A 23182-nucleotide genomic window follows, 5' to 3' on the forward strand; every position below is an offset into this window, starting at 1 on the left:
TGGGAATTACGCGTGCAGCCTGAGCCGCCCGTGTAAGGATGCCATGTACGACGGGGCCGTGAAGTATTTCAACGCTATCTGGGTAACCATGAACTACTCGCACCACAATGTTGTCGTACCAGCCGCCCCAAAAACTGCAGGGGCAAGCGGCATCCGTTACAGCTGCCCGATGCACGCCGAGATCGTGCGCGACGCGCCGGGCAGCTGTCCGAAGTGCGGTATGACACTGGTGCCTATAGCAGAGGCTGTCCCGCGCGCTGCCGAATATACCTGCCCCATGCATCCGGAGATTCGCAGCCCGCATCCCGACAGTTGCCCCAAATGCGGGATGACGCTGGTGCTGGTCGCAGGAGAAACTAACAACGTTGAATTGCGCGGCCTCGCCCGTCGACTGTGGACTGGTGTCGCATTTTCTATTCCGCTTGTTGTTCTCGCAATGTCGCCGATGATCGGCATTCACGATCTGTTCGGTATTCAACCACGGCTACGCGGCTGGATTGAGTTTGTGCTGGGTACGCCGGTTGTATTGTGGGTCGGCTGGCCGATATTGCACAAATTCTGGCAGTCGATTACGCAGCGTGCGCTCAATATGTATACGTTAATCGGACTCGGAGTGGGGCTGGCCTACTTATTCAGCCTCGCTGCGGTTCTAGTCCCAGGTCTATTCCCGCAGGAATTTCGCGAACACGATGGCGCAGTGGGCACTTATTTCGAGGCGGCGGCAGTGATCGTGACGCTGGTGATCCTTGGCGACTTCCTGCAGTTGCGAGCGATGGGGCAGACCAGCCAGGCAATCCGGCAATTGCTGAAACTTGCTCCTAACCTTGCCTGGCGCTTGCGTGACGACGGCAGTGAGGAGCAGGTGCCGCTGGATGCGGTTATTGTTGGCAATCGTTTGCGCGTGAAACCAGGTGAAAAGGTGCCAGTGGATGGCACGGTCATGGATGGTACGAGCAGAGTGGACGAGTCCATGATTACCGGTGAGCCTGTGCCGGTCGCCAAAGTTGTGGGGAGCAAGGTAACCGGCGCAACGGTTAACGGCAACGGCTCACTGCTTATCCGGGCCGAACGGATTGGCGCAGACACGCTGCTGGCACGCATCGTTCACATGGTGGGAGAAGCGCAACGCACGCGTGCGCCGATCCAGCGGCTCGCCGACATCATCGCCGCATATTTCGTCCAGATTGTGGTGGGTATCGCCATTGCGACAGCGCTTGTATGGTGGTTCTTCGGGCCGGAACCGAAATTCGGATACGCGTTCCTGAACGCTATCGCCGTGCTGATCATTGCTTGCCCCTGCGCAGTTGGTCTCGCCACACCCATCTCGATGACCGTCGCCATGGGGCAAGGTGCGCGCGTGGGCATCCTGTTTCGTAATGCCGAGGCGATCGAGCGCATGCGCGACATCGACACGGTGGTGATAGACAAGACCGGTACGCTGACGCTTGGCCATCCCGCACTAATTGATTTCGTTGCCCACGGCATCCCGGAAAATGAAGCACTTGCGCTTGTCGCCGGGGTGGAACAGCTTTCCGAGCATCCGATCGGGATCGCGATTGTCGAGGGGGCAAAGGCGAGAGGTGTAACGCCGCGCTCGGTTGAGGCATTCGAAGCAAATAACGGCCTGGGGGTGCAGGCAGATATAGATGGAAAGCGGGTGCTTGTCGGCAGTCGCAGTTTTCTTGCGCAGCGCGGTATCGAGACCAAACATTGGGAAGAACGTGCCGCAACCTGGGGCGCGGAAGCGAAGACGGTGGTGTTCTTTTCTGTGGACGGGACCGCTGCTGGCATCGCTGCAGTGGCGGATCCAATTAAGGACAGCACCAAGGGTGCGCTGGCGGCGCTCAAGCGGTCGGGCGTGCGCATAGTGATGTTGACCGGCGATTCGCGCAGCACAGCTGAAGCCGTCGCCCGGCAACTTGGCATCGACGAAACGCTCGCCGAAGTATTGCCCGAGGATAAGGCTGGTCATGTGAAGCGCTTGCAGGCAGAGGGACGCAAGGTGGCGATGGCAGGTGATGGCATCAACGATGCACCGGCGCTGGCGCAGGCTGATGTTGGCATTGCCATGGGCACCGGCACCGACGTGGCGATGGAAAGCGCCGGAGTAACGTTGGTAAAGGGCGATCTGCGCGGCATCGCGAGCGCCGCCGTTTTATCGCGCGCCACGATGCGCAACATTCGCCAAAACCTTATTTTCGCGTTCGGTTACAACGCGCTCGGTATTCCGATTGCCGCAGGTGTGCTTTATCCTGCTTTCGGCTTATTGCTGTCACCGGTATTTGCCGGTGCGGCCATGGCGCTCAGTTCAGTCTCGGTAGTCACCAACGCGTTGCGTCTTAATCGCGTCAAACCTTGATCTCGGCATGTATAAGTATCTGGTGCGCAACGGAAAGTTTTTTAGGTGCTTAATTAAAAACAAGCAAAAGTTCTTGAACCGGATGCGCCGCATTCGTGGTCAGGCCGATGCCGGAGACCCGGTGCGAGGAAGTGGCGCCGCACGACGTGCGCGTGATCACCATCGCGCCGGGCGCGGTCGGGACCGAACTGCTCAGCCACACCGCCAGCGACACCATCAAGAGCGGCTGCCAGGAGCGTGGAATATACGAATTTCGACGTAGACCACACATCCACAATTGAGGGCAAGTGGCGGTTGCTGCTGCGAAATGACCATTGCGCCGATTCTAGCCGATCGATTGCGCTGCTCCACGTTGACCGCACGGCGCGTCATGATCAACTGATACGTGTTGCGACAGGCAACAAACGACACAGAGCCGCCAAAGCCGTTTCCGAAAAGCGGCCACTCGTAGCGCAAGTTGTGGACACTTAGGCCCGGTAGCGAAGAGCGTCAGCTAATAGGGCGAAGGCCGGGGAAGATTCCTAGCCTTGCCATTACACAAACTGCACATGAATGCCTGGATAAGTAAAAAAAACAGACCGCAAAGATTGTTTTTGTCGGCATTCCGAGCTATCGTCACGGGTTTGACGGCTACCCATCCCGCAGCGGGGACAGAGAATGGACAATACCACTCGATCGGAACGATCACGCAACGCCATCATCCAGGCAGCGCTCGCCATCATTGCGCGCGACGGTCCGCGCCGGCTGACGCTGGATGCGATTGCGCGCGAAAGCGGCATCAGCAAGGGCGGGCTGATGCATCAGTTCCGCTCGAAGGAGGCCGTGCTGAAGGCATTGCTGGAATACCAGACCGAATATTTCGAGAAATTTTCCCAGGACTACATGGCGCAAGTCAGCGCGGCATCGCCCGAAGCCCATCTGGCGACACAAATTGCGGTAGCCCGCGAAGCCGTCACTACGCAGCAATCGGTCGCCTTTGCCATCCTCGGCGCCATCAGCGAAGAGCCTGGGCTGTTGTCCGCCTTTAAAGAGATCGACGCCAAGAAGATCGCAGCGATCAAGGCCGAGGCTGCTGATCCTGAGCTGGCGATGTTGCGCTGGTATGCGGCCAAAGGCTTGCTCCTGAATGCCCTGTTCGGCTTATGTCCGCTGTCGGACGAAGAACGCCAGCGCCTGTTTGAGCGCCTGCTCGACAGCAAGCAGTGGCTGATTCCTCGCAAGGACTAGGGCCTGTTAACATTCAATTTGGTTTGAACCCTCCGGGAACGGCTGCAGGCGTCGCATGTCGTTGTTGCAGGGGGCGGCCATCCGCATTCTTGCCGTAGCACCGCTACGTCGCGTCGCTGCGCCTAGGCACGCAACGCCTGCCGCGCGCTCGCACTCCCAAATTGAATGTTAACAAGCCCTGGAAGAACGTCCCGCTTTCGCGCCTTCTCGAAGGAGGACACACGAGTAATGATGCGCCTTGGCCAACTTCTGCCAGGGTCAGATTTCCGACGCAGCCCTGATGGCCGTCGTGCGGCGCATGTTGCAATATAAACATTCCGCACCAAAAGGGCCTTGCCCCATCCCTCCCCCAGAAAGCCTAGTACGACGCCTCCTCTTGCATGGCACAGGCATCGGAGAGGGTTTTGTATTTTTCTCATAAAAACCGACCAGACGGTTTGTAAATATCGAATTCGGTGCTATATTCGCTCCCTGAGTTAGCGCGAAAGGGCGGCTGGAGAGCTGATTTCGGTATCGGTTGAGCGTTGGATTTCACCCGCCCAATAGCGCCAGGCAGCGATCTCCGTCACGGTCGTGCCCGACTCGTCCACCAAGCTGTACCAGGGAATGGCAGTCATTCCTTGGAAAAACCTGAAGACTGAAGAGGAATTGAAATGCACATATCTATCAAGACCGGCCGGCTGGGCATGATCGCAGCGTTCTGCCTGGCGCTTGCGGCATGCGGGACCACGCAGCCGGTGGCGTACTCGGGAATCTCGTCGTCGTCAAAGCTGATGCCTAACCAGAAAGACGATACCGGACGTGTTCCGTACAGTTATTCGGCCCCCGTGGAATGGCAGAAATACAACGCGCTCATCATCGATCCGGTCGCAATCTACAACGGGCCAGATCATCAGTTAGGGGATTTGTCAGAGGCGGACAAGCAGGAACTCGCTCGCTACATGGATACAACGTTCAGGAAAGTATTAAGTCAGCGCTTTAGCGTAGTCACCAGTCCCGGATCGAATACTCTCAAGCTCAGATTGACTTTGACCGGCGTGGCTACAAACACTGCCGTGGCATCGACGGTGACACGCTTCGACTTGGCTGGAATGCCTTACAACGTTGTCCAATCCATACGTGGGAAAGAAGGGGTTTTCATGGGATCAGTCAGCTATTCAGTCGAAATCTATGATTCGACGAGTAAGCAACTCCTGAAGGCGTTTGTGACAAAGCAGTATCCCAATGCAATGAATATTGTGGCGACCTTCGGTTCGCTCCATGCTGCTAAAACTGGCATCGAAAAAGGCGCAGATGCGCTGGTTGCCTCCCTGAAATAAGCGGCTCGATAAGCGGCTAAATCCGCAGATAAACATGCCATGACAAACCATGACATTACGCGCAATGCGCCGGCTTCAGGTGCTGACCGCCAGCACCTGATCGCCTGCGAGTACTGCGACGCTGTCTACCAGCGCACCGGCCTTGCCGAAGGCGAACGCGCGCAGTGCCGGCGCTGCGGCGGAACGCTGTACCGCGAGAGCACGCGCGCCTATCAACGGCTGCTGCCTTTGGTGGTGACCGCGCTCATCCTGTTTTTGGTGTCCAACATCTTTCCGATTGTCGAGATGGACCTCAAGGGCATCCGCACGCAAACCACCTTATGGGGCGCGGTGCAGGCGCTGTATGCTGATCGCGACATGGCGCTGGTAGCTCCGCTGGTGTTCGCGACCACTATCCTGTTGCCGCTGGCAGAGATGCTGATGATGCTCCATTTGCTGGTGCCGATGGCACGGCGCCGTTTGCCGGCAGGCTTCGAGTACGTCGTGCGCTACATCCGGCGCACACGGCCATGGGGAATGATCGAGGTCTACCTGCTCGGCGTAGTAGTAACGCTGGTCAAGCTCTCCAGCATTGCCGATATCCTGCCAGGCCAGGCGCTCTGGTCATTCAGCGCGCTGGTCATCGTGCTGGCGGTCATGCTGTCGTTCGATCCGCGCGACCTGTGGCAATACAGGGAGCCACTGCGATGAGCATGCCGCTGTCCGCGCCGCCGACAACCACGTCGATGGGACTGGTGCCCTGCCACACCTGCAACCTGCTCAGCTCACATGCGCTCGAAGGCTGGCCCTGCTCGCGCTGCGGCGCCGCCGTGCACCGCCGCAAACCAGATTCCCTGGCGCGCACCTGGTCTTTCCTGATAGCTGCCGCGATCCTCTACATCCCCGCCAACCTTTTGCCGATGATAGTCACGCAATCTGTTTTCGAGACTTCGCGTGACACCATCCTCTCCAGCATTGTCTATTTCTGGATTTCGGATGCGAAGGCGCTGGCCATCCTGGTGCTGGCCGCCAGCGTGGTGGTGCCGCTGCTAAAGATGATGGCTTTGACGCTGCTGCTGCTTTCGGTGCATTTCCGCTCCAGCTGGCGCATCCGGCAGCAGACCGAGCTGTACCGCCTGCTGGAAACAGTCGGCCGCTGGTCGATGCTCGACATCTTCGTCGTCGCCATGCTGGCCTCGCTGGTACGCGCGGGCAAACTGGCCACCATTGTCCCAGGCCCCGGGGCCCTGGCGTTCGCCGCCGTCGTGGTACTCACCATGCTCGCTTCGCTGAGCTTCGATCCCCGCCTGCTGTGGGATGCGCTGGATGCACGCAATGACTGAATCCGATTCCTCCAATCCGCCGATGCCGCCCGCGCCGCCGCGACCCGAACTGCGCCGGCGCGCACGCTGGCTGCCTTCGTTGGTATGGCTGATCCCGATCGTCGCCGCCATCGTCGGATTGTCGCTCTTGATCCACACCCTGTCCGAACGCGGCCCCGAAATCACGGTGACTTTCCGCACCGCGGACGGACTCGCACCCGGCAAGACGCCGGTACGCTACAAGGCAGTCGATATCGGCGTGGTCAAGTCGCTGCGCCTGGCGCGCGATCGTTCCCATGTGATCGCCACCATCGCCCTGAGCAACGATGCCAGCAGCTTTTTAGCCAAGGACACCCGTTTCTGGGTGGTGCGCCCGCGCTTTGCCGTCTCCGGCATTTCGGGCCTGGAGACGCTGCTGTCCGGCGCCTATATCGGCGTGGACGCCGGCAAGGCGGATGCGCGCAGCGACAGTTTCGCCGGGCTGGAGGTGCCGCCGGCAGTATCCACGGACGCCTCTGGCAAGCAATTCGTATTGCGCGCCGCCGACCTTGGCTCGCTCGACATCGGTTCCCCTGTCTATTACCGACGCGTGCGGGTGGGCCAGGTAGTGGCTTACCAGCTCGAACCCAACGGCCAGAATCTTTCGTTGCGGGTGTTCGTCGACAAGCCTTACGACAAGCTGGTCACCGCCAACACCCGTTTCTGGCATGCCAGCGGCATTGACATCAAGCTCGACGCCGGCGGCCTCAAGGTGAATACGCAGGCGCTCGCCACCATGTTGCTTGGCGGCGTGGCCTTCCAGGATCCCGACAATTCCAAGGCCGCTGCCGCGGCCGGCGAGAACGCGCGGTTCACCCTGGCCAGCGACCAGGCGGAAGCCATGAAGCCCCTTGACGAACTGAGACCGGCGCTTGCCGTCCTCAATTTCGACCAGTCTGTGCGTGGCTTGTCGCCAGGGGCCGCGCTGGATTTTCGCGGCATCGTGGTGGGCCAGGTACGCTCGATCGGGATCGAATACCAGCGCAGCAAAAAAACCTTCCGCTTCCCCGTGGTTGTGGAACTCTATCCATCCCGCATGGGCTTCAGCTCGCGCGATCTGGAAGACAAGCAGAAAGCATACGATATCGCCGAAACCATGAACAAGCGCGGCATGCGTGCGCAACTGCGCAACGGCAACCTGTTGACCGGGCAGCTCTACGTGGCGTTTGATTTCTTCCCCAAGGCGCCGCCGGTCAAAATCAGCGTCGACGGCGCCATGCCCGAACTGGCCACAACCCCCGGCACATTTGACGAGTTGCAGGCCAAGCTGGGGTCCATCGCAAGTAAGATTGACAACGTACCGTTCGAACAGATCGGCCGCGACCTGCGTACTTCGATGGCGGCGCTGGACAAGATGCTGAACAACGCCGACAAGCTGATGGCCCAGGTCGACGGCAACCTCGTGCCGCAATTCGCCGCCGCATTGCAAGACGCACGCCAAACCCTGCAGGCGGCCAACGAAACGCTAGCCCCGAATGCTCCCTTGCAGCAGGACACGCGCCGCATGATGCAGGAACTGACGCGCAGCGCCGCTTCCCTGCGCAGCCTGACCGATTACCTGGAACGCCATCCCGAAGCGCTGCTGCGCGGGAAAGCGGATACGGAGAAGCCATGATCCCATCCGCCAATCTCGCCGTGCTCTGTGCGGACCTGCTGCTCGCCACCGCAGTGCTGGCCGGCTGCGCCTCGCCCGAACCGCGCTATTACACGCTGGCGCCGGGGCTGGCCATCGATGCCGCCGCAGGCTCCTCCAGCGCCCAGGACAAAGAACCGCTAATGATTGAGGTGCCTCCCGTCCGCGTCCCCGAGCGGCTCAACCGGGCCAACCTGCTACTCGACGATGGCAAGGGCGCGCTCAGGATGATGGAACAGGACCGCTGGTCGGCGCCGCTTCCCGACGAGCTGCGCGACGCGCTTTCGCAGCGGCTGCAAGCCAGCCTGGGCGCTATCGACACCTATTACCATCGCGACGCATCCGGCGTGGCGCCCCTGTATCGCGTTACTGTCGAAGTGGTGCGCATGGATGCCGAACCCGGTAGAAGCGCCGGCGCCACCATCAACTGGGCGGTGCAGCGATTCCCGGACGGCAAGGTGGCAGCGGGCCGCACGCAGGCGGAGTTGTTGGCGCCGGGCGGGGTGGATAGCGTGGTAGCCGCCTACCAGCGGATTGTCGCCAACACCGCCGCCGATATCGCGACGGCAATACGGTCGCTGCAGAAAATAGCATTGGCTCCCTCAGAAACTGGGAATTCCCTGGCGCGCTACGGCCAATATCACATCGCTCCCGAGAAGCAGGAAATTCCCTGATGCGAAAACGAGGCCCGAACTTATTACTTACATGGCGCGGCTGCGCCACACACCAACCCATCCAACTGCCAAGGAGCATTCAATGAACTTCCCCGCTACCTTCCGTCTCGCCTACCTCGCCGCAACCGCCGGTTTCACACTGCACGCGCATGCCGAAAGTTTCACATCCTCGGTCGTCAGCACTGGTTCGGCCTCTAGCGGCAGCGTCTCGGCATCGTTACACGGTTCAAGCAACAGTTCGACCGGCGATAACAAGACTGCCGACGGTAACTATCGCATCATCGATGTCGCCATGGCGCCCGGCCGCGCCGGCATCACGCGCGTCACGATGCAAATCGACGATACGCAGCAGCGCATCGTGCTCGACCTGCCGCAGGCGATTGCCGAGAAACAGAATCTTGGCCGGGGCGATCTTGTGCACGCGCAGCACCGCGTGTACGGTTTCGAGTTCGCGCGCAACGACACGCGGGAGGCGTTCTACCTGGTGCTCGCCGACGAGTGGTACAACGAACTTGCCGCGCGACCGGTGACCCTTTGAGGATCTGCCGCGCATTCGTTCTTGCCGCTGCAATCGCTGCGGGTGCGGCCCAGGCGCAACCCGGTTCGCCTGGCTACTCGACATCTTCAGCCTTTTGCGACCGAGCGCAGCAGCTTACCGCCGGCCAGCAGGATCGGCTGCTGCGCTTTGCCGCCGTGGTCCGCAACGAACTCGATGCCATGGGCGGCGACACTGCGCTGATCAGTCGGTCAGGACTCGATCTCTCGCGCTTTCATATCCGTTACTCGCATGCCGCGGTCGCCTGGCGCGGAAAAACCAGCGCATGGTCAGCACGCCAACTCTATTACGCCTGTGACGAAGGCCGACCACGGATCTACGACCAAGGCCTCGCCGGTTTTGTGATCGGCACTGACGATCCTGCGCTCGGCTACGTGTCGATCGTACGGATACCGGCCAACGCAGCCCAAGCGCTGCAGCACGCATCGCTCGATATGCCTCGCGTCCAGCACCTGCTGGCTGCGAGCTACAGTGCCAACGCCTACCCGTTCAGCACTCGCCACCAGAATTGCAATCAGTGGGTGATGGAAATACTCGCGGTGGCCTGGGGAGATTTGGCCGACGGCGACGACTTGCGCAGGCGTGCCCAGCATTGGCTCAAGGAGGCGAACTATGCGCCCAAGCCAGTGGATGTCGGCTCACACGCACTGATGTTCGCGGCAACATTTGTGCCGTTGCTGCATCTCGACGATCATCCGGAAGACGACCTCTTCGCAATGAAGCTGAAGATCAGCCTGCCATCAACGGTAGAGGCCTTCGTCCGGGAACGCTTGCCCGGCAGTGACCGCATCGAGGTGTGTCATGACGATCAGCAGATCGTCGTACACCGTGGCTGGACACCGATTGCAGACGGCTGTCGACCCGACGAGGGGGATCGCGTCTTCCTGCTCGATCCAAACCCTGCCTTCGGGAAATCCTTCCAGCAGGGTTCCATTACGCACGATATCGTTCCTCCCATTTTCAGAGCGAGCTGAGCAATTCTCTACCAGTGCTGCGTGCTTCGGTGAGCTTTGAGGCGTCTGGACGCACCTTGCCGGGGGTAGCGCCCGACCACGCTCTGACCGCCGGAGCATGGCCCTCGAGCGGCGTCTCGCGCATCAGCCCGGACGGCAGCGAGCCGGGCGCAAGATCTTCCCGGCGGAATGGTAGATGAGGCGGGAATCGACCCCGCGTCTGGAAAGCTGAGTTCTTTATTATCCGGTCTCGAGCAAGCGAAAATAGCTCGATTTGAACTTTGAGCAGGCAATAACGTCACTTGGCAAGTTGCTTCGTTCTCCAGCGCACTAAATCGACTTCGCACGAATTGAAAAGATCTCCAGAGCCGGAACCTCCCATCACTGAGTCGCCGACCCACAGGCACTGCGCATCCTTGAAGCTCTCGAAAGCTTTCTGAGAAGTGTGCAACGAGGCCAGGGCTTTGACAGTCGCACTCGAATCGATTTCCTTTGTCTGCGCCTCCAATTTTTTGTAGGCGCTATTCATTTGCGACCTGGCTTCGCGAAGTTTACCCTCAAGGCAAGACTGCAACGCCGTCCGGGGTTGATCGCCAATAGCGTTGTAGCACTCGTTCAAGGCCCCAAGCGGAGCGTTGCTGCTCACCGTAGCTTTTGCAGCGGTGGTAGCTGAAGTAGTTGCAATACCGACCGCGCCATTTGTTATTGTATTCATGCCAGGTTTAGCGGGCACTTGAGCATTTGCCAGGCCGATGGCGAACGCAGTTGCGACAACGACCGCAGAAACGAGTTTGCGCATATATATCTATCCTTTGGAAAAACGTGTAACGAAGCGATACCTAGGACTATCCGCAAGCAGGGAGCTGCCATGCAGAAAACAGTGAGAACAAATCAGACCGTCGATAGGTTCAATCGTTCACCAGCTATTCCCGGCAGTTGAGCTATTCAGGTGGTCCTCGCCTTCAATGCGAATCAGACTGGCACCTATCGGTCCGATCGTATTGAGGAGCGATCAATCCATCGCCCGCTTCATTGTGATCACGGCGCGTGATCGCTGCTATCAGACTGTGAAACCTGAAAAAAATTACCAAGGACACCTACATATTTGAGATGCCGTCCGCCCAGATTCGAGTCGTAGGTGCTGAACAGGACATAATTATTTCTCACGGTGCTGCTAGCTATCAGACTGCTAGCCACCCCTCCAAATAACGTACCCAGTGTCCGAGCTAAGTCATCCCGCTTATTGGCTTCCTGAGTGATTGCTTGATGAATGTACTGCTCATAGCTGTCTAATTTAGGATTTGTGAATGCCAGCAACCCTACGATCGATATCATTACAATGGTTGATGAAGGTTTCATTATTAGCGCCTATATGTCCGATAGTTCGATGATAAATCCAATTTGAACTTCGACAGTCCCAAACGCAGCATTATTCCTGTGGATTTTCGTCGCCAGGTGTGGAGAATGCTCATGCCAACAACTACCAGCGGGCAGCATTGCTAGCCTGACATGCAATAGCAAGAGGCCGGGGTCACGGTATCGTCAACATGCAGATGCGCGCAACCAGAATCAACGCGAAACTGGACATGGAGAGCGCACAAAACGCTACAAAAATCACGTTGCCCCTGCCACTTTTGTAAGTGCCGCGTAACGCTCAGGCAAGCGGATCAGCAGCTTCTACTTGCACAGGCGGGTGGAAAATGTGATGGCCGATGTATCCGAAGCGTGATCGCGAAGAAATGTTTCCACTTGGCTATTTCTGCGTGAGCTTATTGATCGTTTCCCAAAATCAAGAAAGTCTTTTTTCTAAATATCTTCGCGCCTTGGCCGTTAACTCCGAATGTAATAATCATGCATCAATTGGAGCCAGGTATGAAGTCGATGAATACAGAATTAAACCCATTGCCATTTGAAAAGGTATCCATCATTGAGGCCAAGTTGGTGCTAGATGGAGTCGATATGATGCCGAAAACGGAAGTGAAGCGCTGGGAGTTTTTTCGACGCCAGGAAGATCGGAAAGATCATGATTTGTGCGAACTGACTTACCAGTGGTTTGCAAAATTGCCTGCCAATGAAAAGCCCTGGGATCTGGCCAGATATTTTCCGCGGATTACCAACGAACTGGCCCGGAGCTGGGACAGGCCGGCGGCATGCATGAGATATCTGGAGCAGCTCTTGCTGGATAACAGGGGAAGTCGCCAGGGCTTCCCGATGAGCGTCGCGCGAGAGATCATGACGCTGCAGCACTATTTCAATCAGGCCGTGTTTTCCAGCGCATCGCGTCCGCAAGGCAGCTCGCATCATTGACGCAACTGGTCGCTGCAAGATCGCAGATCAGATTCAATGACATGAACAGTTCTTTTGCCGGTACAGGTTCGGCTGGAAATGTCATGACTTCATATTCGCTCCGATGTGCATGGCGGACGCTCCTGGATTGCCTATATCTTTTCCCACAGCCAGTTCCAGAACCCGGGCAGGCGCGCAGCTTGTGCGCTGTCACGTATGCTTCTTGCCAGGGCCGCACGTTCCAGCGCGGCCTTGTCGTCGTAAAACGGTTTGCTTGCGGTCGGCAGTTGGACCGCACGCGCGCAATCCATCAATATTTGCAAATATTCCGCCATGTGATCGGCGGTGTAACTATTTATATCGTGAAAAGTCACCACCACCGGGATACTTCCATCGACCGCCGGCAACTCGCCTGCGGCAATCCGCCCGCGCACGTCAGTCAACAGATGCAACATGTTGGAGCGTCTTCTCAAGCTGGCCTTGAAGCCATATATCTTGCCGTCGTTCGCACTCAAATCCGTCAGCAAGATATGCATGCCATGCTGTTGGTAAGCGGCGAAAGTCTGTTTGTCGTAGTTCCAGAACGGTGGGCGGACCAGTTTCGGCGCGCTGCCCTGAATCGTAGCAATGTCGGCAATGCCATCGTTTAACGATTGCTCGAATATGTCGGGGCTGAGGAAGCGATGGTTTGCATGATGCGGCGTGGCGGTATGAAAGCCCAGCAAATGCCCTTCATCAGTTTCACGCCGCAGTATGTTGCGCCCAAAGTCCGTCTCGCCAGCACCAGACGAACGGGTTTGCACAAAAAAGAGGGCTTTGATGCCGGGTTGTAGCGGATTGTGCGCGAGCGTGTTCAGTATGGATAGCGTCGGATTGTCAGTCCTTGGCCTGGCCGGGCCATCGTCGAAAGTCAGCAGGAAGCGGATCGGCGCCTGAGATTTCAATTGCTCGGCGGTTTGCGGCGACATAGGAACCGGCTCAATGGCGCAAGCTGTAACAGCGATCGCCGCGAACATCACGGCCAAGCCGGAAATGATTTTTTTGATATGTCGCGATGAGGTAGAAATAAGGTTGCGCAATGGCACTAATGAGACAGGGAGCGAAGACATACGGTTACAGGCAGCAGGATAGCGGTTGATTTTGGGGGCGACGCAGCGCTAATGCTACGCCATCCGCATAGGATGTTCGTTAGCTGTTACAAACAACTACAGTTGCGGTGACCGGCCAGTCATCAAGGACTGTGCATGCATTTTAGGCAAAGACGTGAAATTCAATCGGGTTGAAGTAAAGTATGCGCCAGGCGCGCCGCCACTTTTGCGGTGAGTCCGTCGCGATCATAGGTTGGATTGCATTCAGCAATGTCGGCGGCGATCAGCTTGCCGGAATCCTTGGCGATGCGTATCAGATATTCCACTTTTTCGAGTTGCATGCCCAGGGCCGCAGGCGCGGAAACACCTGGCGCCTTCTCGGCAGGTAGTACATCCAGGTCTATCGTCAGGTACACCAGAGTCGCAGCTGCGAGTTGCTCCTGCAGTTCTCGTCCGAAATCGGCGAGCTTGCCGCAAGCGATTTCGCTATCTGATTTGAAATGCACCCCCAGTTCCCGGGCGCGGGCAAACAGGGCGGGCGTGTTGCCTAAGCGGCTAATTCCATAGCAGAGATAGTTGAATTCAACGCCGGCCTGATGACACCATTCAGCGATCTGTTTAAATGGCGTCCCCGAACTGGCCTGATCGGATTCTCGCAAGTCGAAATGTGCATCAAAATTAATGATGAGCAGCTGTTCGGTGCGCAACGCTTGATCCAGATGGCCCGCGATGCCAAGGAAGGTGCCGTACGCGACCTCGTGCCCGCCACCCAATATCACAGGGAATACCTGCTGTGAGAGTGCTTGCTTCACGCGATCAGCCAACTGCAGTTGTGCTTGCTCCAGTTCTCTGTCAACGCAATAGATGTTGCCGGCATCGAACAAATGCTCAATGCCATGCGCAGGAAGATTAGCCAGCATGCGCCTGATCGCATCCGGGCCTTGCGCCGCGCCGATGCGCCCATGATTGCGGCGCACTCCTTCGTCGCAGGAAAAACCGATCAGTGCAGCGCCGTGTTCGGATGCGTCGTTGAATGGCTTGACGACCTGATGCAGGCGACGCGTGTCGCCTGCGCTGTCGGTATCGCGCCGGCCGGCCCAAATGGTTGGATCTATCATGCGGCGTTGCTTTGCTGATTGCGGGACAATACCGCCTGCAGGAAGCTGCGGGTGCGGTCTTCACGCGGGTTGACGAAAATCTGCTCGGGCGGTCCCGATTCTACGATGCGGCCGTGATCCATCACTACGACAATATCCGCAACCTCTCTCGCAAATCCCATTTCATGGGTGACGACCAGCATTGTCATGCCTTCATTGGCGAGGGCTTTCATCACTTGCAGCACTTCGCCGACTAGTTCCGGGTCCAGCGCGGAAGTCGGCTCGTCGAACAGCATGACTTGCGGTTTCATCGCTAATGCACGGGCGATGGCGACCCGCTGTTTTTGTCCGCCGGACAGGGTGGCCGGCATCGCGTCCGCCTTGTGCGCCAGCCCGACTTTAGCCAACAGTTCACGGGCCAGGGTTTCAGCGCTTTGCTTATCCATGCCCTGGATCTTGCGCGGTCCGACGGTGACGTTCCCCAATACCGATAAATGCGGGAACAGATTAAACGATTGAAACACCATGCCGACTTGTTCTCTAAGATGGTTCAAGTCATGATCGGACAGCATGCGGCCATCGGTCAGCAGTTTCTTTTCACATATTTCGATATCGCCTTCTTCAGCCACTTCCAAACCGTTACAGCAACGTAGCAGCGTGCTTTTTCCCGAGCCGCTGGGGCCGATGATGACGATCACTTGGGACGGATGGACTTCTAGGTCGATACCGTGCAGGATGCGGTTGCCCGAAAACGATTTGCCCAGCCCAGTTAGTTTGATGATGGATTTCATTGCACTGCTCCTCCTGCTCTCAAGTGACGCTCGACTCTTTGCAACGCCATGCTGGTAAGGCTGGTTAATACCAGGTACACCAGAGCGACAGCTAGATACACTTCGAGCGACCGATACGAAACACTGATGATTTTTTGGCCTTCGTGCATCAGGTCGGCAATGGTCAACAGGGAAACCAATGCGGAATTCTTGATTAATGCGATGAATTCATTACCCAAAGGAGGAATCATCCGCACCACCGCCTGCGGCAGGATGATGGTGCGCATGGCTGTTCCAGCGGACATGCCGAGCGACCGCGCAGCTTCCATCTGCCCCTTCTCAATCGATTGAATCGCGCCCCGGACAATTTCCGAGACGTAGGCTCCGGAATAAATTCCCAGTCCTAAAATGCCGCATACGAAAGCCGGCAGCAGGATGTTCAGTTCGGGCAGGCCAAAAAACAGAAGGAACAATTGCACCAGCAGCGGCGTTCCCCGAATAAAGGTAACGTAGGTGGTGCAAAGCCCGTAGCGTATCCGTTTGCTCGGGTCAAGTCGTCCCATCCCAACCAGCAGCCCGAGCACGCACCCCATCAGCAGCGACGCCGAAGTAATTTCTATCGTGACCAAAGCGCCATGCGCCAAATCAGTCCAGCCGCCAAGGACCGGTAAAAAATCAAGGCTCAATTGCATTTCTCCTCGTTCAACATCGATATTGTGGTGGTCGGCCGCGATTATTTCGCAGACGAATCAAGCCATTTTTTGACTAGTTTGTCGTAGCTGCCATCGAGTTTTGATTTTTTGAGAGCCGCATTCAACGCCTGGGTCAGTTCGGGCAAATCCTTCCTGACCGCGAAACCGTACAGTTCGACGCTGACCGGCTTATCGATTACTTTCAAGCCGGGCCGCGCTTTTACATATTCCAACGCGGCCGGTTTTCCGGTGACCGCTGCATCGGCCCGTCCAATTTCGACCAGATTAAACATTTCCTGGTTTTTTTCGACTTCTACGCGCTCGACCTGCGGGAAATATTCTTTGAGATAGTTCACGGATTTGGTGCCCACCTGAACCGCGACATGCTTGCCATTCAGATCGGCTGATTTAAGTATGGTGTTGTTGCCGTTCTTGACGACGATAACCAGGCCGCCGGGGTAATACGGATCGGTAAAATCGACCACCTTGCGCCGTTCTTCGGTGACATAGATTGCCGAGGCGGCGACGTCGAACCGTTTCGAAATCAATCCCGGAATCAGGCCTTTGAAGTCGATGTCGGTCCATTCGATTTTCTTACCCATCGTTTTGGCTAGCGTCTCCATCAATTCGATATCGAATCCGGTTCTTTTCCCATCTTTAAAAAATTCGAAGGGCGGGAAAGTCGAATCGGTTACGACCCGGATGACCCCTGCAGACTGGGCGCTAGCCAGTGCCGGCACGATGAAGCTGACTGCGACGGCCAGCGCAATGAGAAAGCGGCGATGATTCATTTTTGTCTCCTGAAAAAATACTTGTTAATATAGTTTTAAGCACTCACTGATGACGAGTGCGGTCTTGACCGTCAATCCAATCAATTCTTGTTGCCTGTCTTCAGCTCGGATAGCCGGCGACATCAAGGTAATGACGCCCACCATGTGATCTGACTTGCTAAAAATGGGAGCACTGATACCCCAGACACCCATGTCTACTTCTCCCTCGCTCACCGCATATCCCTGAGCACGTATCTTCGACAATTCGTCGCGCAGGAGATGCTGTTCTTTTGCTTGCCCGGGCAGCGATGCCGCAATTACCTTATCAGCCATTGGGGTAGATAAATGCGCCAGCAACGCTTTGGCGGAAGCGCCGCGCAGCAATGGCTGCGAACGTCCCTTCGAAAACGAGCAACGCAGGGAATGCTGGCTTTCCACCATGTCGAGACACATCACTTGATTGTTGACGGCGACCATCAGTCCGACGCTTTCCCCGCATTGCATCATCAATTTTTCCATTTCCGGGCGAGCATGGGCGACCAGATATGAGGTGTGATCAAAGCCCCAGGCGAGTTGCACGCTGAATGGACCTGGTGCGTAGAGATTATCTTGTTCTTGTATCAATCCCCATTTCTTGAGGGGAAGCAAATGCCTGTATAAAGTGCTTTGGGGCAACTTGGTTACGTCCTTAAGCTGCTTCACCGTGATCGGCTTGCCATGCCTGGCGATCACGGAAAGCACCATGAGTGACCGTTCGCTGGTAGGAGTAGCTGAAAGAGGGCTCTCCAAATCGGATGAATTGATCTCGTTCATGAACTTATCATCGGCCACAATTCCCATAATTACAAATAAAATTCCCAAATTATGGGATTGTTATTTTTGGGCTGATCGGGCTCTTCCGGAAAGGGAAGACAGGGCTCTTTAAACCAGCGGCCGTGCTCGCACTAGCTTAAATCTTGAACGCTCATGCCATTGACGGCAAGCGAGGGGTTTGCTGAGGGAATTACGTGAAGATCGGGAAAAGCAGAGGGAAGCGCAGCTGCAGGAGCGCATGAGCATCGCGCTTTCGTGTTATCGGAGCGGTGACGCTTGGCGCGGACAACATTGACAGGACAGCCGCGCACTCATGGCGGGTCCAGCGAGAAGCGTTAGCGGCGACGCAATATGGTTTTCAGCCGGTGGATCGCGCGCCAGGATCGGCTTTGCTTGAAAGCGTCGAGTTGCGCTTCGGCCCGGTCGGCACGTTCCTTTTCCATCAATAACGCGCGCTCGAACTCTGCCACGGGATGGCTGAATTTATGGCCATAGCAAAACTGAAATTCATCTAGATTGCAGGGTGGAATTTCAAAAGCGGCTAAAAAATTCAGATGTTCTTCTGCCAGGTAGAAGGTGTTCAGGCCATCAAACAGAACCGGGCGGTAAGATGCGTCGGTGACGATTTTTTCCCACGGTTGATCCCTGTCCCAAGGGGTCTCTATCAGAATGATCCAGGGCCGCCATTTGGTGAAATCCATGCCGCGCAACACGGACTCTTCATGGCCTTCAACGTCTATCTTCAGGAAATGTATGGGGCCTTTTACGTGTTCTTCGCAAATCGATGTCAGGGTGCGGGAGTTGACGGTTTGATTCTGTAACGGCATGCCGGAATCTTTATATCGCTTGGCTGTATCGGCGTCCGCAGTCGAGAGCCCGGTGCCGGCAACCGCGTAAAAAGTGCGGACTTCATTGGCGTCGCCAGCGACGCATTGCAGGTTTATATCCTTGGGTCTTTGCTGACAAAGAGGGTCATAGAATTCCTGCAGCGGCTCAATGTTAATGCCGCTCCAGCCGCGCTCGTAAAATGCCCGTGTTACCGAGTCGATCGACGGGTGATTAGCGCCAACGTCGATATAAAACCCGTTCGGGAAATATCTGAGCACGCGCCACAACCGGATATCTTCGAAATTCTGTGCATAGGAAATGAATGTCACTGGCTCTTCCCGTCAATCAAAATGGTTTGTCTGCAATGGGTGCATATACCTGATGTTCTTATGTTCTTATGTTCATATGGCACGCTCTTGATTTACCCATGGCCGTCACGTGTCGGCTTCGCCGAATTACAGCGATTTATGGAAGCGCACACGATGCTGTCCTTCGCCGGCATAATTAAGAACAACCGGAATGCCATTGATTTCGCCTGATCCAGGAAGAAGCGTAAATCCCAGTTTGCGATGAAATTCGATAGAACCGGTATTGACCACAGATGTGATGCTTTGCACCTCTGTACAGCCCTTGGCACCGACCACGTTGAAGAAGTGTTCGTAGAGCGTGCGGGCGAGCCCGCCGGCACGTGCGGCAGGGCTTACGCCCACGAAGTGGATGTAGGCGACCTTGGGATCGGATTGCGAGACAAAGCCGATCAGAAATGCCTGAATAGCGTCCGACGGGCCTATGGCGAAACTGGTTGCGTTCAAATGCTCGAAAAATATGCGATGAACCAATGCGCGGACAGGACGGCCGCCCCACCAGTCATCGACTACAGAGGCGACGAATTCATAATCCGGCGATTCAAGAGTGCGGATAAGGCGTGCATTTAACGCGTGAGAGTTTCTCTTGATGTCTAATTGCTGATCCGATATGGCATCTGCCTGTTCTCTGGAAATCAACTTTCACTCCTGTCTGTTTACCGCGGGTGATGACGAGTTTAGCAAACATTGTGTTGTATAAGTGCAATTGACTATTCGGCCGGATATCGACCAATCGGTCGACCTGCTGATCTCCGTGGCGCCCTAAATAAAAGCATCACTTTTGCCGTTAACGAGGACGTGGACGATGTTGTTCAGCGCATCGCCGCACGCTGATCCTGATTGGCTTCGACGGCGTGATAGCCGACACGGAAGCGGATTGAATGCAACGCTCGCAATTTGCAAAAGAGGCTTCTTTGAGGTTTTTCTTTGAAATTTTGCTTTGACATCTGCTTTGACATCTATGAATCGCACTCTTACAGAAGAAATAGAAATGAAAATCGCTAATCTTAAAGTCGGCACGCGGATGGGGATCGGGTTCGCCATTATTCTTGCTCTTTCGGTCGTTTCGACCGTCATCGGAATATCTAACCTGCGCCAGGTTGCAATGGCGACGCAACAAATGATGGAAAAGCCTTTGGTAAAAGAACGGCTGGTATCTGACTGGGGCGTTCTCACTACCTCCGCTATCGTACGTACTTCGTTAATTGTTAAAAGTACGGATGGGTCGCTGGCGACGACGTTTGCGGAAGATATCGATGCCAGTGTCAAAAAGGGGGGCGAACTCCAGAAAACGCTTGAGCCGCTATTGATTTCCGACGCAGAAAAAGAATTATTCAAGTCGATCATGGGTCTCCGCGAAAAATACCAACAGGCCAAAGTATTGGCGATGAAAGCAAAGCAAGACGGTAACAGTGAAGAGTCATCACGGATTTACAATGATATGTTTTTACCAAATGCGAAAAACTACAAAGGTCTGCTTGATGAACTTCTTTCCTTGCAAAGAAAGAGCATCGACCAGACCGGACGCGAGGTTGCGCAGTTATATAGCCGCAGCTTCAATCTGATGGTGTTGCTAGGCGTGTTGATAGTTGCATTGGGGGCGGTGTGCGCATTCCTGATCTCACGCTCCGTCACGCGGCCCTTGGGTGAGGCAATCAAGGTTGCGCAAACCGTCGCTTCCGGCAATCTGAGCAGCCGCATCGAAGTGAAAACCACTGAAGAGACCGGGCAGTTGATGCAGGCCTTGAAGGACATGAACGACAGCTTGTTGAAGGTGGTCGGTGACGTGCGCATCGGTACCGATACTATCGCTACCGCATCGGGCCAGATCGCATCCGGCAACCAGGATCTATCGTCGCGTACCGAGCAACAGGCCAGCTCGCTGGAAGAAACCGCCGCGTCCATGGAGCAATTGACCGGCACGGTGAAACAGAATGCCGATAATGCGCGGCAAGCCAATCAACTGGCGGTATCCGCGTCCGGTGTCGCAGTCAAGGGCGGCGGCGTCGTGTCGCAAGTGGTCGAGACTATGGGGTCGATCAATACATCGGCCAGGAAGATCGTCGACATTATCGGCGTCATTGACAGCATCGCGTTCCAGACCAATATCCTGGCGCTGAATGCGGCGGTGGAAGCGGCGCGCGCCGGAGAGCAGGGGCGTGGTTTCGCGGTCGTTGCCAGCGAGGTGCGCAACCTGGCGCATCGCTCCGCCGCGGCGGCGAAAGAGATCAAAGCCTTGATCGACGACTCGGTGGAAAAAGTCGATATCGGGGTCAAGCTGGTCGACCAGGCTGGCACCACCATGGGCGAGATCGTCGACAGCGTCAAACGCGTGACCGATATCATGAGCGAGATTACCGCGGCAAGCGAGGAACAGACTGCCGGGATTGAACAGGTTAACCAGGCGATCATGCAGATGGATCAGGTCACGCAGCAGAATGCCGCGTTGGTCGAGGAGGCCGCCGCCGCCGCCGCGTCTCTGCAGGACCAGGCCGCGCACCTGGTGCAGGTGGTCAGCGTGTTCAATACCGGCGGAATGGCAGAGTCTGGCGGCGCGTCTTCGAAGACGACAAATCGGCTGTCTCCGCACGCGGCGACATCTGGCCGCATCGCCGCCGTACCTCGCAGCGCCAGGCAAGCGGCGGTGACGAACCTGAAGCCGTTGAAACGTGTGGCGAATGTAACCGCCGCGACCACCGCTGACGATGAATGGGCGACATTTTAAACGAAAGAGGTTTGCCGCCAGTTTTGAGGATGTCCGGCTTAAAGGAAACGATACTTTACGATTCAGCGTTTTTCAGCAACGGGATATCCTCGAACAGCCACGCCAGCGTGAACGCCAGCGCGATCAGGCATCCGGCGACGATATAGACTGTGCTCAGTGCTCCTCCAAACGCTTGCAGATAGTCGTCACGCAGTGCGGCGGGCAGCTGATGCACCGTTGCGGGGCCGAATGCTTGCGGTAGTTCTGTGCCGGCTGGAACGAGCGTAGCAAGCCGCGTCTGCAATCCTTGGGTGAACAGCGCACCGAACGTGGCGACACCGATTGAGCCGCCAATCGAACGGAACATCATCGCACCGGATGTCGCGACGCCCATGTGTTTGAAGGGCACGCTATTTTGCACCGCAAGTACAAGCACCTGCATCACCATGCCGAGCCCGGCGCCGAGCAGGCCCATGTATAAATACATCACGCGAATCGGCGTCGCGTTATCCAGCGAGGCGAGCAGGAACATCCCGATACAAGCCAGAAATGTGCCTATGATCGGAAAGTAGCGGTATTTGCCGATCCTGCTGATGATCTGCCCACCGATGATCGATGTGATTAGCAAGCCGCCCATCAGCGGCAGCAATTGCATGCCAGCTTCCGAGGGAGTCGAATTCTTGACGACCTGAAGATAGAGCGGGAGGAATGTCACCGATCCGAACAGCGACATCCCCACGATGAACCCGACCAGGCTGCTTAACACGAAAGTGCGATGGCGGAAAAGTTCGAGCGGTATGATTGGCTCAGCTGCGAGGCGTTCCTCATAGATGAAGCCGCCGATCGACAGGAGACCGAGCGCCAGCGTGAACCAAAGTTGCGGTGACGACCATGGCAGGACTGTACCGCCTTGGCTGGTAAACAGGATGATGCAAGTCAGTGCGGATGCAAGGAATGCGGCCCCCATATAGTCGATCTCATGCTTCACGCGCACGATGTGCGGCTTGAATGCGGTACCGATAACCAGCAGTGCGGCGATGCCGAGCGGCAGGTTGATGTAGAAGATCCAGTGCCAGGACAAGTGCTCGACCAGAAAGCCGCCGATGAGAGGGCCGATCACGGTTGCCAGTCCGAACACGCCGCCAAACATGCCTTGGTAGCGGCCGCGTTCGGCAGGCGGAACAATGTCGCCGATTGCGGCCATCGTCACCACCATCAGGCCGCCACCGCCAAGTCCTTGTATTGCTCGCAGTACCACCAGTTGCGTCATGTTCTGCGCGACCCCGCACAAGACCGATCCAAGCAGGAATAGCACGATTGCCGCCTGCAAGACGATCTTGCGGCCGAACAGGTCGCCGAATTTGCCATAGAGCGGTACGACGATGGTCGACGCCAGCAGATAGGAGGTAACCACCCATGACAGGCTTTCAAGGCCACCCAGGTCACTGACAATCGTCGGCAAGGCGGTCGATACGATTGTCTGGTCGAGTGCCGCGAGCAGCATCACGAGCAGCAGCGCCGAAAAGATGAGACGAATCGGCGGATGATTTTGCGCCTGACCGTCTATAGCGCCGGCGTCTTCAATACGCGCAGGGATGTTGGCATTCATAGAGGGAAAATGAGTGAATTTCAGGCTGAAATTAATTAAATGATCGTTTAATATATGTGAAATGCCTTGCGTAGTCAAATGATCGAATGGTCAAATAGT

General features: G+C 56.5%; 23 protein-coding genes. 11 read left to right on the plus strand and 12 right to left on the minus strand.

Annotation, left to right across the window (positions count from 1 at the left end; translation table 11 throughout):
* Positions 1-43 precede the first annotated feature (43 nt).
* Positions 44-2359 (plus strand): copper-transporting P-type ATPase, encoded by a 2316-nt coding sequence (locus tag BLV81_RS06270; protein WP_255364998.1) that lies wholly within the window; start codon positions 44-46, stop codon positions 2357-2359.
* 49 nt (positions 2360-2408) lie between these two features.
* Here BLV81_RS06270 and BLV81_RS23905 read toward each other — a convergent pair whose 3' ends face one another.
* A complete protein-coding gene (locus BLV81_RS23905) occupies positions 2409-2576 on the minus strand; it encodes a hypothetical protein (protein WP_176992770.1) in 168 nt (55 codons plus the stop codon).
* Between the two features lie 440 nt (positions 2577-3016).
* Here BLV81_RS23905 and BLV81_RS06275 point away from each other — a divergent pair, with 440 nt between their 5' ends.
* From BLV81_RS06275 to BLV81_RS06310, 8 genes are all read left to right on the plus strand, one after another.
* Complete coding sequence (locus BLV81_RS06275) at positions 3017-3586, plus strand: TetR/AcrR family transcriptional regulator (RefSeq protein WP_092353534.1); 570 nt, start codon at positions 3017-3019, stop codon at positions 3584-3586.
* A gap of 653 nt (positions 3587-4239) precedes the next feature.
* A complete protein-coding gene (locus BLV81_RS06280) occupies positions 4240-4905 on the plus strand; it encodes a DUF3313 domain-containing protein (RefSeq protein ID WP_092353536.1) in 666 nt (221 codons plus the stop codon).
* A 39-nt stretch (positions 4906-4944) separates the two neighbouring features.
* Positions 4945-5595, plus strand: a complete 651-nt coding sequence (locus tag BLV81_RS06285) for a paraquat-inducible protein A (RefSeq protein WP_092353538.1) — start codon at positions 4945-4947, stop codon at positions 5593-5595.
* A complete protein-coding gene (locus BLV81_RS06290) occupies positions 5592-6227 on the plus strand; it encodes a paraquat-inducible protein A (protein ID WP_092353540.1) in 636 nt (211 codons plus the stop codon). Before BLV81_RS06285 ends, BLV81_RS06290 begins: the two co-directional genes overlap by 4 nt.
* Complete coding sequence (locus BLV81_RS06295) at positions 6220-7860, plus strand: PqiB family protein (protein WP_092353895.1); 1641 nt, start codon at positions 6220-6222, stop codon at positions 7858-7860. Before BLV81_RS06290 ends, BLV81_RS06295 begins: the two co-directional genes overlap by 8 nt.
* Positions 7857-8552: a PqiC family protein gene (locus tag BLV81_RS06300; RefSeq protein ID WP_092353542.1), complete on the plus strand. Its 696-nt coding sequence runs from the start codon at positions 7857-7859 to the stop codon at positions 8550-8552. Before BLV81_RS06295 ends, BLV81_RS06300 begins: the two co-directional genes overlap by 4 nt.
* An 82-nt stretch (positions 8553-8634) precedes the next feature.
* Positions 8635-9090 (plus strand): hypothetical protein, encoded by a 456-nt coding sequence (locus BLV81_RS06305; protein ID WP_092353544.1) that lies wholly within the window; start codon positions 8635-8637, stop codon positions 9088-9090.
* Positions 9087-10082, plus strand: a complete 996-nt coding sequence (locus BLV81_RS06310; RefSeq protein ID WP_092353546.1) for a DUF2145 domain-containing protein — start codon at positions 9087-9089, stop codon at positions 10080-10082. Before BLV81_RS06305 ends, BLV81_RS06310 begins: the two co-directional genes overlap by 4 nt.
* Positions 10083-10359: 277 nt before the next feature.
* Here the strand turns inward: BLV81_RS06310 and umoC are convergent, their stop codons facing one another.
* Entirely contained in the window at positions 10360-10860 is a 501-nt protein-coding gene (umoC, locus tag BLV81_RS06315; RefSeq protein WP_092353548.1) for a lysozyme inhibitor LprI family protein, read from the minus strand.
* A gap of 239 nt (positions 10861-11099) precedes the next feature.
* Positions 11100-11420, minus strand: coding sequence for a DUF4359 domain-containing protein (locus tag BLV81_RS06320; RefSeq protein WP_092353550.1), 321 nt, complete (start codon positions 11418-11420; stop codon positions 11100-11102).
* A 513-nt stretch (positions 11421-11933) separates the two neighbouring features.
* Between BLV81_RS06320 and BLV81_RS06325 the strand changes: the two genes are divergently transcribed.
* A complete protein-coding gene (locus BLV81_RS06325) occupies positions 11934-12368 on the plus strand; it encodes a hypothetical protein (protein WP_092353552.1) in 435 nt (144 codons plus the stop codon).
* A 131-nt stretch (positions 12369-12499) separates the two neighbouring features.
* Here BLV81_RS06325 and BLV81_RS06330 read toward each other — a convergent pair whose 3' ends face one another.
* From BLV81_RS06330 to BLV81_RS06365, 8 genes are all read right to left on the minus strand, one after another.
* On the minus strand, positions 12500-13315 hold the full coding sequence (locus tag BLV81_RS06330; protein ID WP_255364999.1) for a polysaccharide deacetylase family protein: 816 nt from the start codon (positions 13313-13315) through the stop codon (positions 12500-12502).
* Positions 13316-13617: 302 nt separating this feature from the next.
* Positions 13618-14553, minus strand: coding sequence for a formimidoylglutamase (gene hutG, locus BLV81_RS06335; RefSeq protein ID WP_176992771.1), 936 nt, complete (start codon positions 14551-14553; stop codon positions 13618-13620).
* Positions 14550-15323: an amino acid ABC transporter ATP-binding protein gene (locus BLV81_RS06340; RefSeq protein WP_092353556.1), complete on the minus strand. Its 774-nt coding sequence runs from the start codon at positions 15321-15323 to the stop codon at positions 14550-14552. The genes hutG and BLV81_RS06340 overlap by 4 nt, the downstream gene beginning before the upstream one ends.
* Positions 15320-15988, minus strand: coding sequence for an amino acid ABC transporter permease (locus BLV81_RS06345; RefSeq protein ID WP_092353899.1), 669 nt, complete (start codon positions 15986-15988; stop codon positions 15320-15322). The genes BLV81_RS06340 and BLV81_RS06345 overlap by 4 nt, the downstream gene beginning before the upstream one ends.
* A 47-nt stretch (positions 15989-16035) precedes the next feature.
* Complete coding sequence (locus BLV81_RS06350) at positions 16036-16785, minus strand: transporter substrate-binding domain-containing protein (RefSeq protein WP_092353558.1); 750 nt, start codon at positions 16783-16785, stop codon at positions 16036-16038.
* 24 nt (positions 16786-16809) lie between these two features.
* Positions 16810-17577, minus strand: coding sequence for an IclR family transcriptional regulator (locus tag BLV81_RS06355; RefSeq protein ID WP_092353901.1), 768 nt, complete (start codon positions 17575-17577; stop codon positions 16810-16812).
* 335 nt (positions 17578-17912) lie between these two features.
* On the minus strand, positions 17913-18734 hold the full coding sequence (locus tag BLV81_RS06360) for an FkbM family methyltransferase (protein WP_092353560.1): 822 nt from the start codon (positions 18732-18734) through the stop codon (positions 17913-17915).
* Between the two features lie 126 nt (positions 18735-18860).
* Positions 18861-19409 (minus strand): GNAT family N-acetyltransferase, encoded by a 549-nt coding sequence (locus BLV81_RS06365; protein ID WP_255365001.1) that lies wholly within the window; start codon positions 19407-19409, stop codon positions 18861-18863.
* A 352-nt stretch (positions 19410-19761) separates the two neighbouring features.
* Between BLV81_RS06365 and BLV81_RS06370 the strand changes: the two genes are divergently transcribed.
* A complete protein-coding gene (locus BLV81_RS06370) occupies positions 19762-21495 on the plus strand; it encodes a methyl-accepting chemotaxis protein (protein WP_092353905.1) in 1734 nt (577 codons plus the stop codon).
* Positions 21496-21550: 55 nt separating this feature from the next.
* Here BLV81_RS06370 and BLV81_RS06375 read toward each other — a convergent pair whose 3' ends face one another.
* Entirely contained in the window at positions 21551-23083 is a 1533-nt protein-coding gene (locus BLV81_RS06375; protein WP_092353562.1) for an MDR family MFS transporter, read from the minus strand.
* Positions 23084-23182 lie beyond the last annotated feature (99 nt).

The sequence above is a fragment of the Collimonas sp. OK242 genome (assembly GCF_900107095.1).
In the GTDB taxonomy this organism is placed as follows: Bacteria; Pseudomonadota; Gammaproteobacteria; order Burkholderiales; family Burkholderiaceae_D; genus Collimonas.

Coding starts and splice junctions, on each gene's coding strand:
- BLV81_RS06350 (WP_092353558.1), bottom strand. CDS start 16,785: ATGAATCATCGCCGCTTTCTCATTGCGCTGGCCGTCGCAGTCAGCTTC.
- BLV81_RS23905 (WP_176992770.1), bottom strand. CDS start 2,576: ATGGTGTCGCTGGCGGTGTGGCTGAGCAGTTCGGTCCCGACCGCGCCC.
- BLV81_RS06285 (WP_092353538.1), top strand. CDS start 4,945: ATGACAAACCATGACATTACGCGCAATGCGCCGGCTTCAGGTGCTGAC.
- BLV81_RS06295 (WP_092353895.1), top strand. CDS start 6,220: ATGACTGAATCCGATTCCTCCAATCCGCCGATGCCGCCCGCGCCGCCG.
- BLV81_RS06290 (WP_092353540.1), top strand. CDS start 5,592: ATGAGCATGCCGCTGTCCGCGCCGCCGACAACCACGTCGATGGGACTG.
- BLV81_RS06375 (WP_092353562.1), bottom strand. CDS start 23,083: ATGAATGCCAACATCCCTGCGCGTATTGAAGACGCCGGCGCTATAGAC.
- BLV81_RS06370 (WP_092353905.1), top strand. CDS start 19,762: ATGAAAATCGCTAATCTTAAAGTCGGCACGCGGATGGGGATCGGGTTC.
- BLV81_RS06355 (WP_092353901.1), bottom strand. CDS start 17,577: ATGAACGAGATCAATTCATCCGATTTGGAGAGCCCTCTTTCAGCTACT.
- umoC (WP_092353548.1), bottom strand. CDS start 10,860: ATGCGCAAACTCGTTTCTGCGGTCGTTGTCGCAACTGCGTTCGCCATC.
- BLV81_RS06325 (WP_092353552.1), top strand. CDS start 11,934: ATGAAGTCGATGAATACAGAATTAAACCCATTGCCATTTGAAAAGGTA.
- BLV81_RS06300 (WP_092353542.1), top strand. CDS start 7,857: ATGATCCCATCCGCCAATCTCGCCGTGCTCTGTGCGGACCTGCTGCTC.
- hutG (WP_176992771.1), bottom strand. CDS start 14,553: ATGATAGATCCAACCATTTGGGCCGGCCGGCGCGATACCGACAGCGCA.
- BLV81_RS06270 (WP_255364998.1), top strand. CDS start 44: ATGTACGACGGGGCCGTGAAGTATTTCAACGCTATCTGGGTAACCATG.
- BLV81_RS06330 (WP_255364999.1), bottom strand. CDS start 13,315: ATGTCGCCGCAAACCGCCGAGCAATTGAAATCTCAGGCGCCGATCCGC.
- BLV81_RS06305 (WP_092353544.1), top strand. CDS start 8,635: ATGAACTTCCCCGCTACCTTCCGTCTCGCCTACCTCGCCGCAACCGCC.
- BLV81_RS06320 (WP_092353550.1), bottom strand. CDS start 11,420: ATGAAACCTTCATCAACCATTGTAATGATATCGATCGTAGGGTTGCTG.
- BLV81_RS06275 (WP_092353534.1), top strand. CDS start 3,017: ATGGACAATACCACTCGATCGGAACGATCACGCAACGCCATCATCCAG.
- BLV81_RS06280 (WP_092353536.1), top strand. CDS start 4,240: ATGCACATATCTATCAAGACCGGCCGGCTGGGCATGATCGCAGCGTTC.
- BLV81_RS06340 (WP_092353556.1), bottom strand. CDS start 15,323: ATGAAATCCATCATCAAACTAACTGGGCTGGGCAAATCGTTTTCGGGC.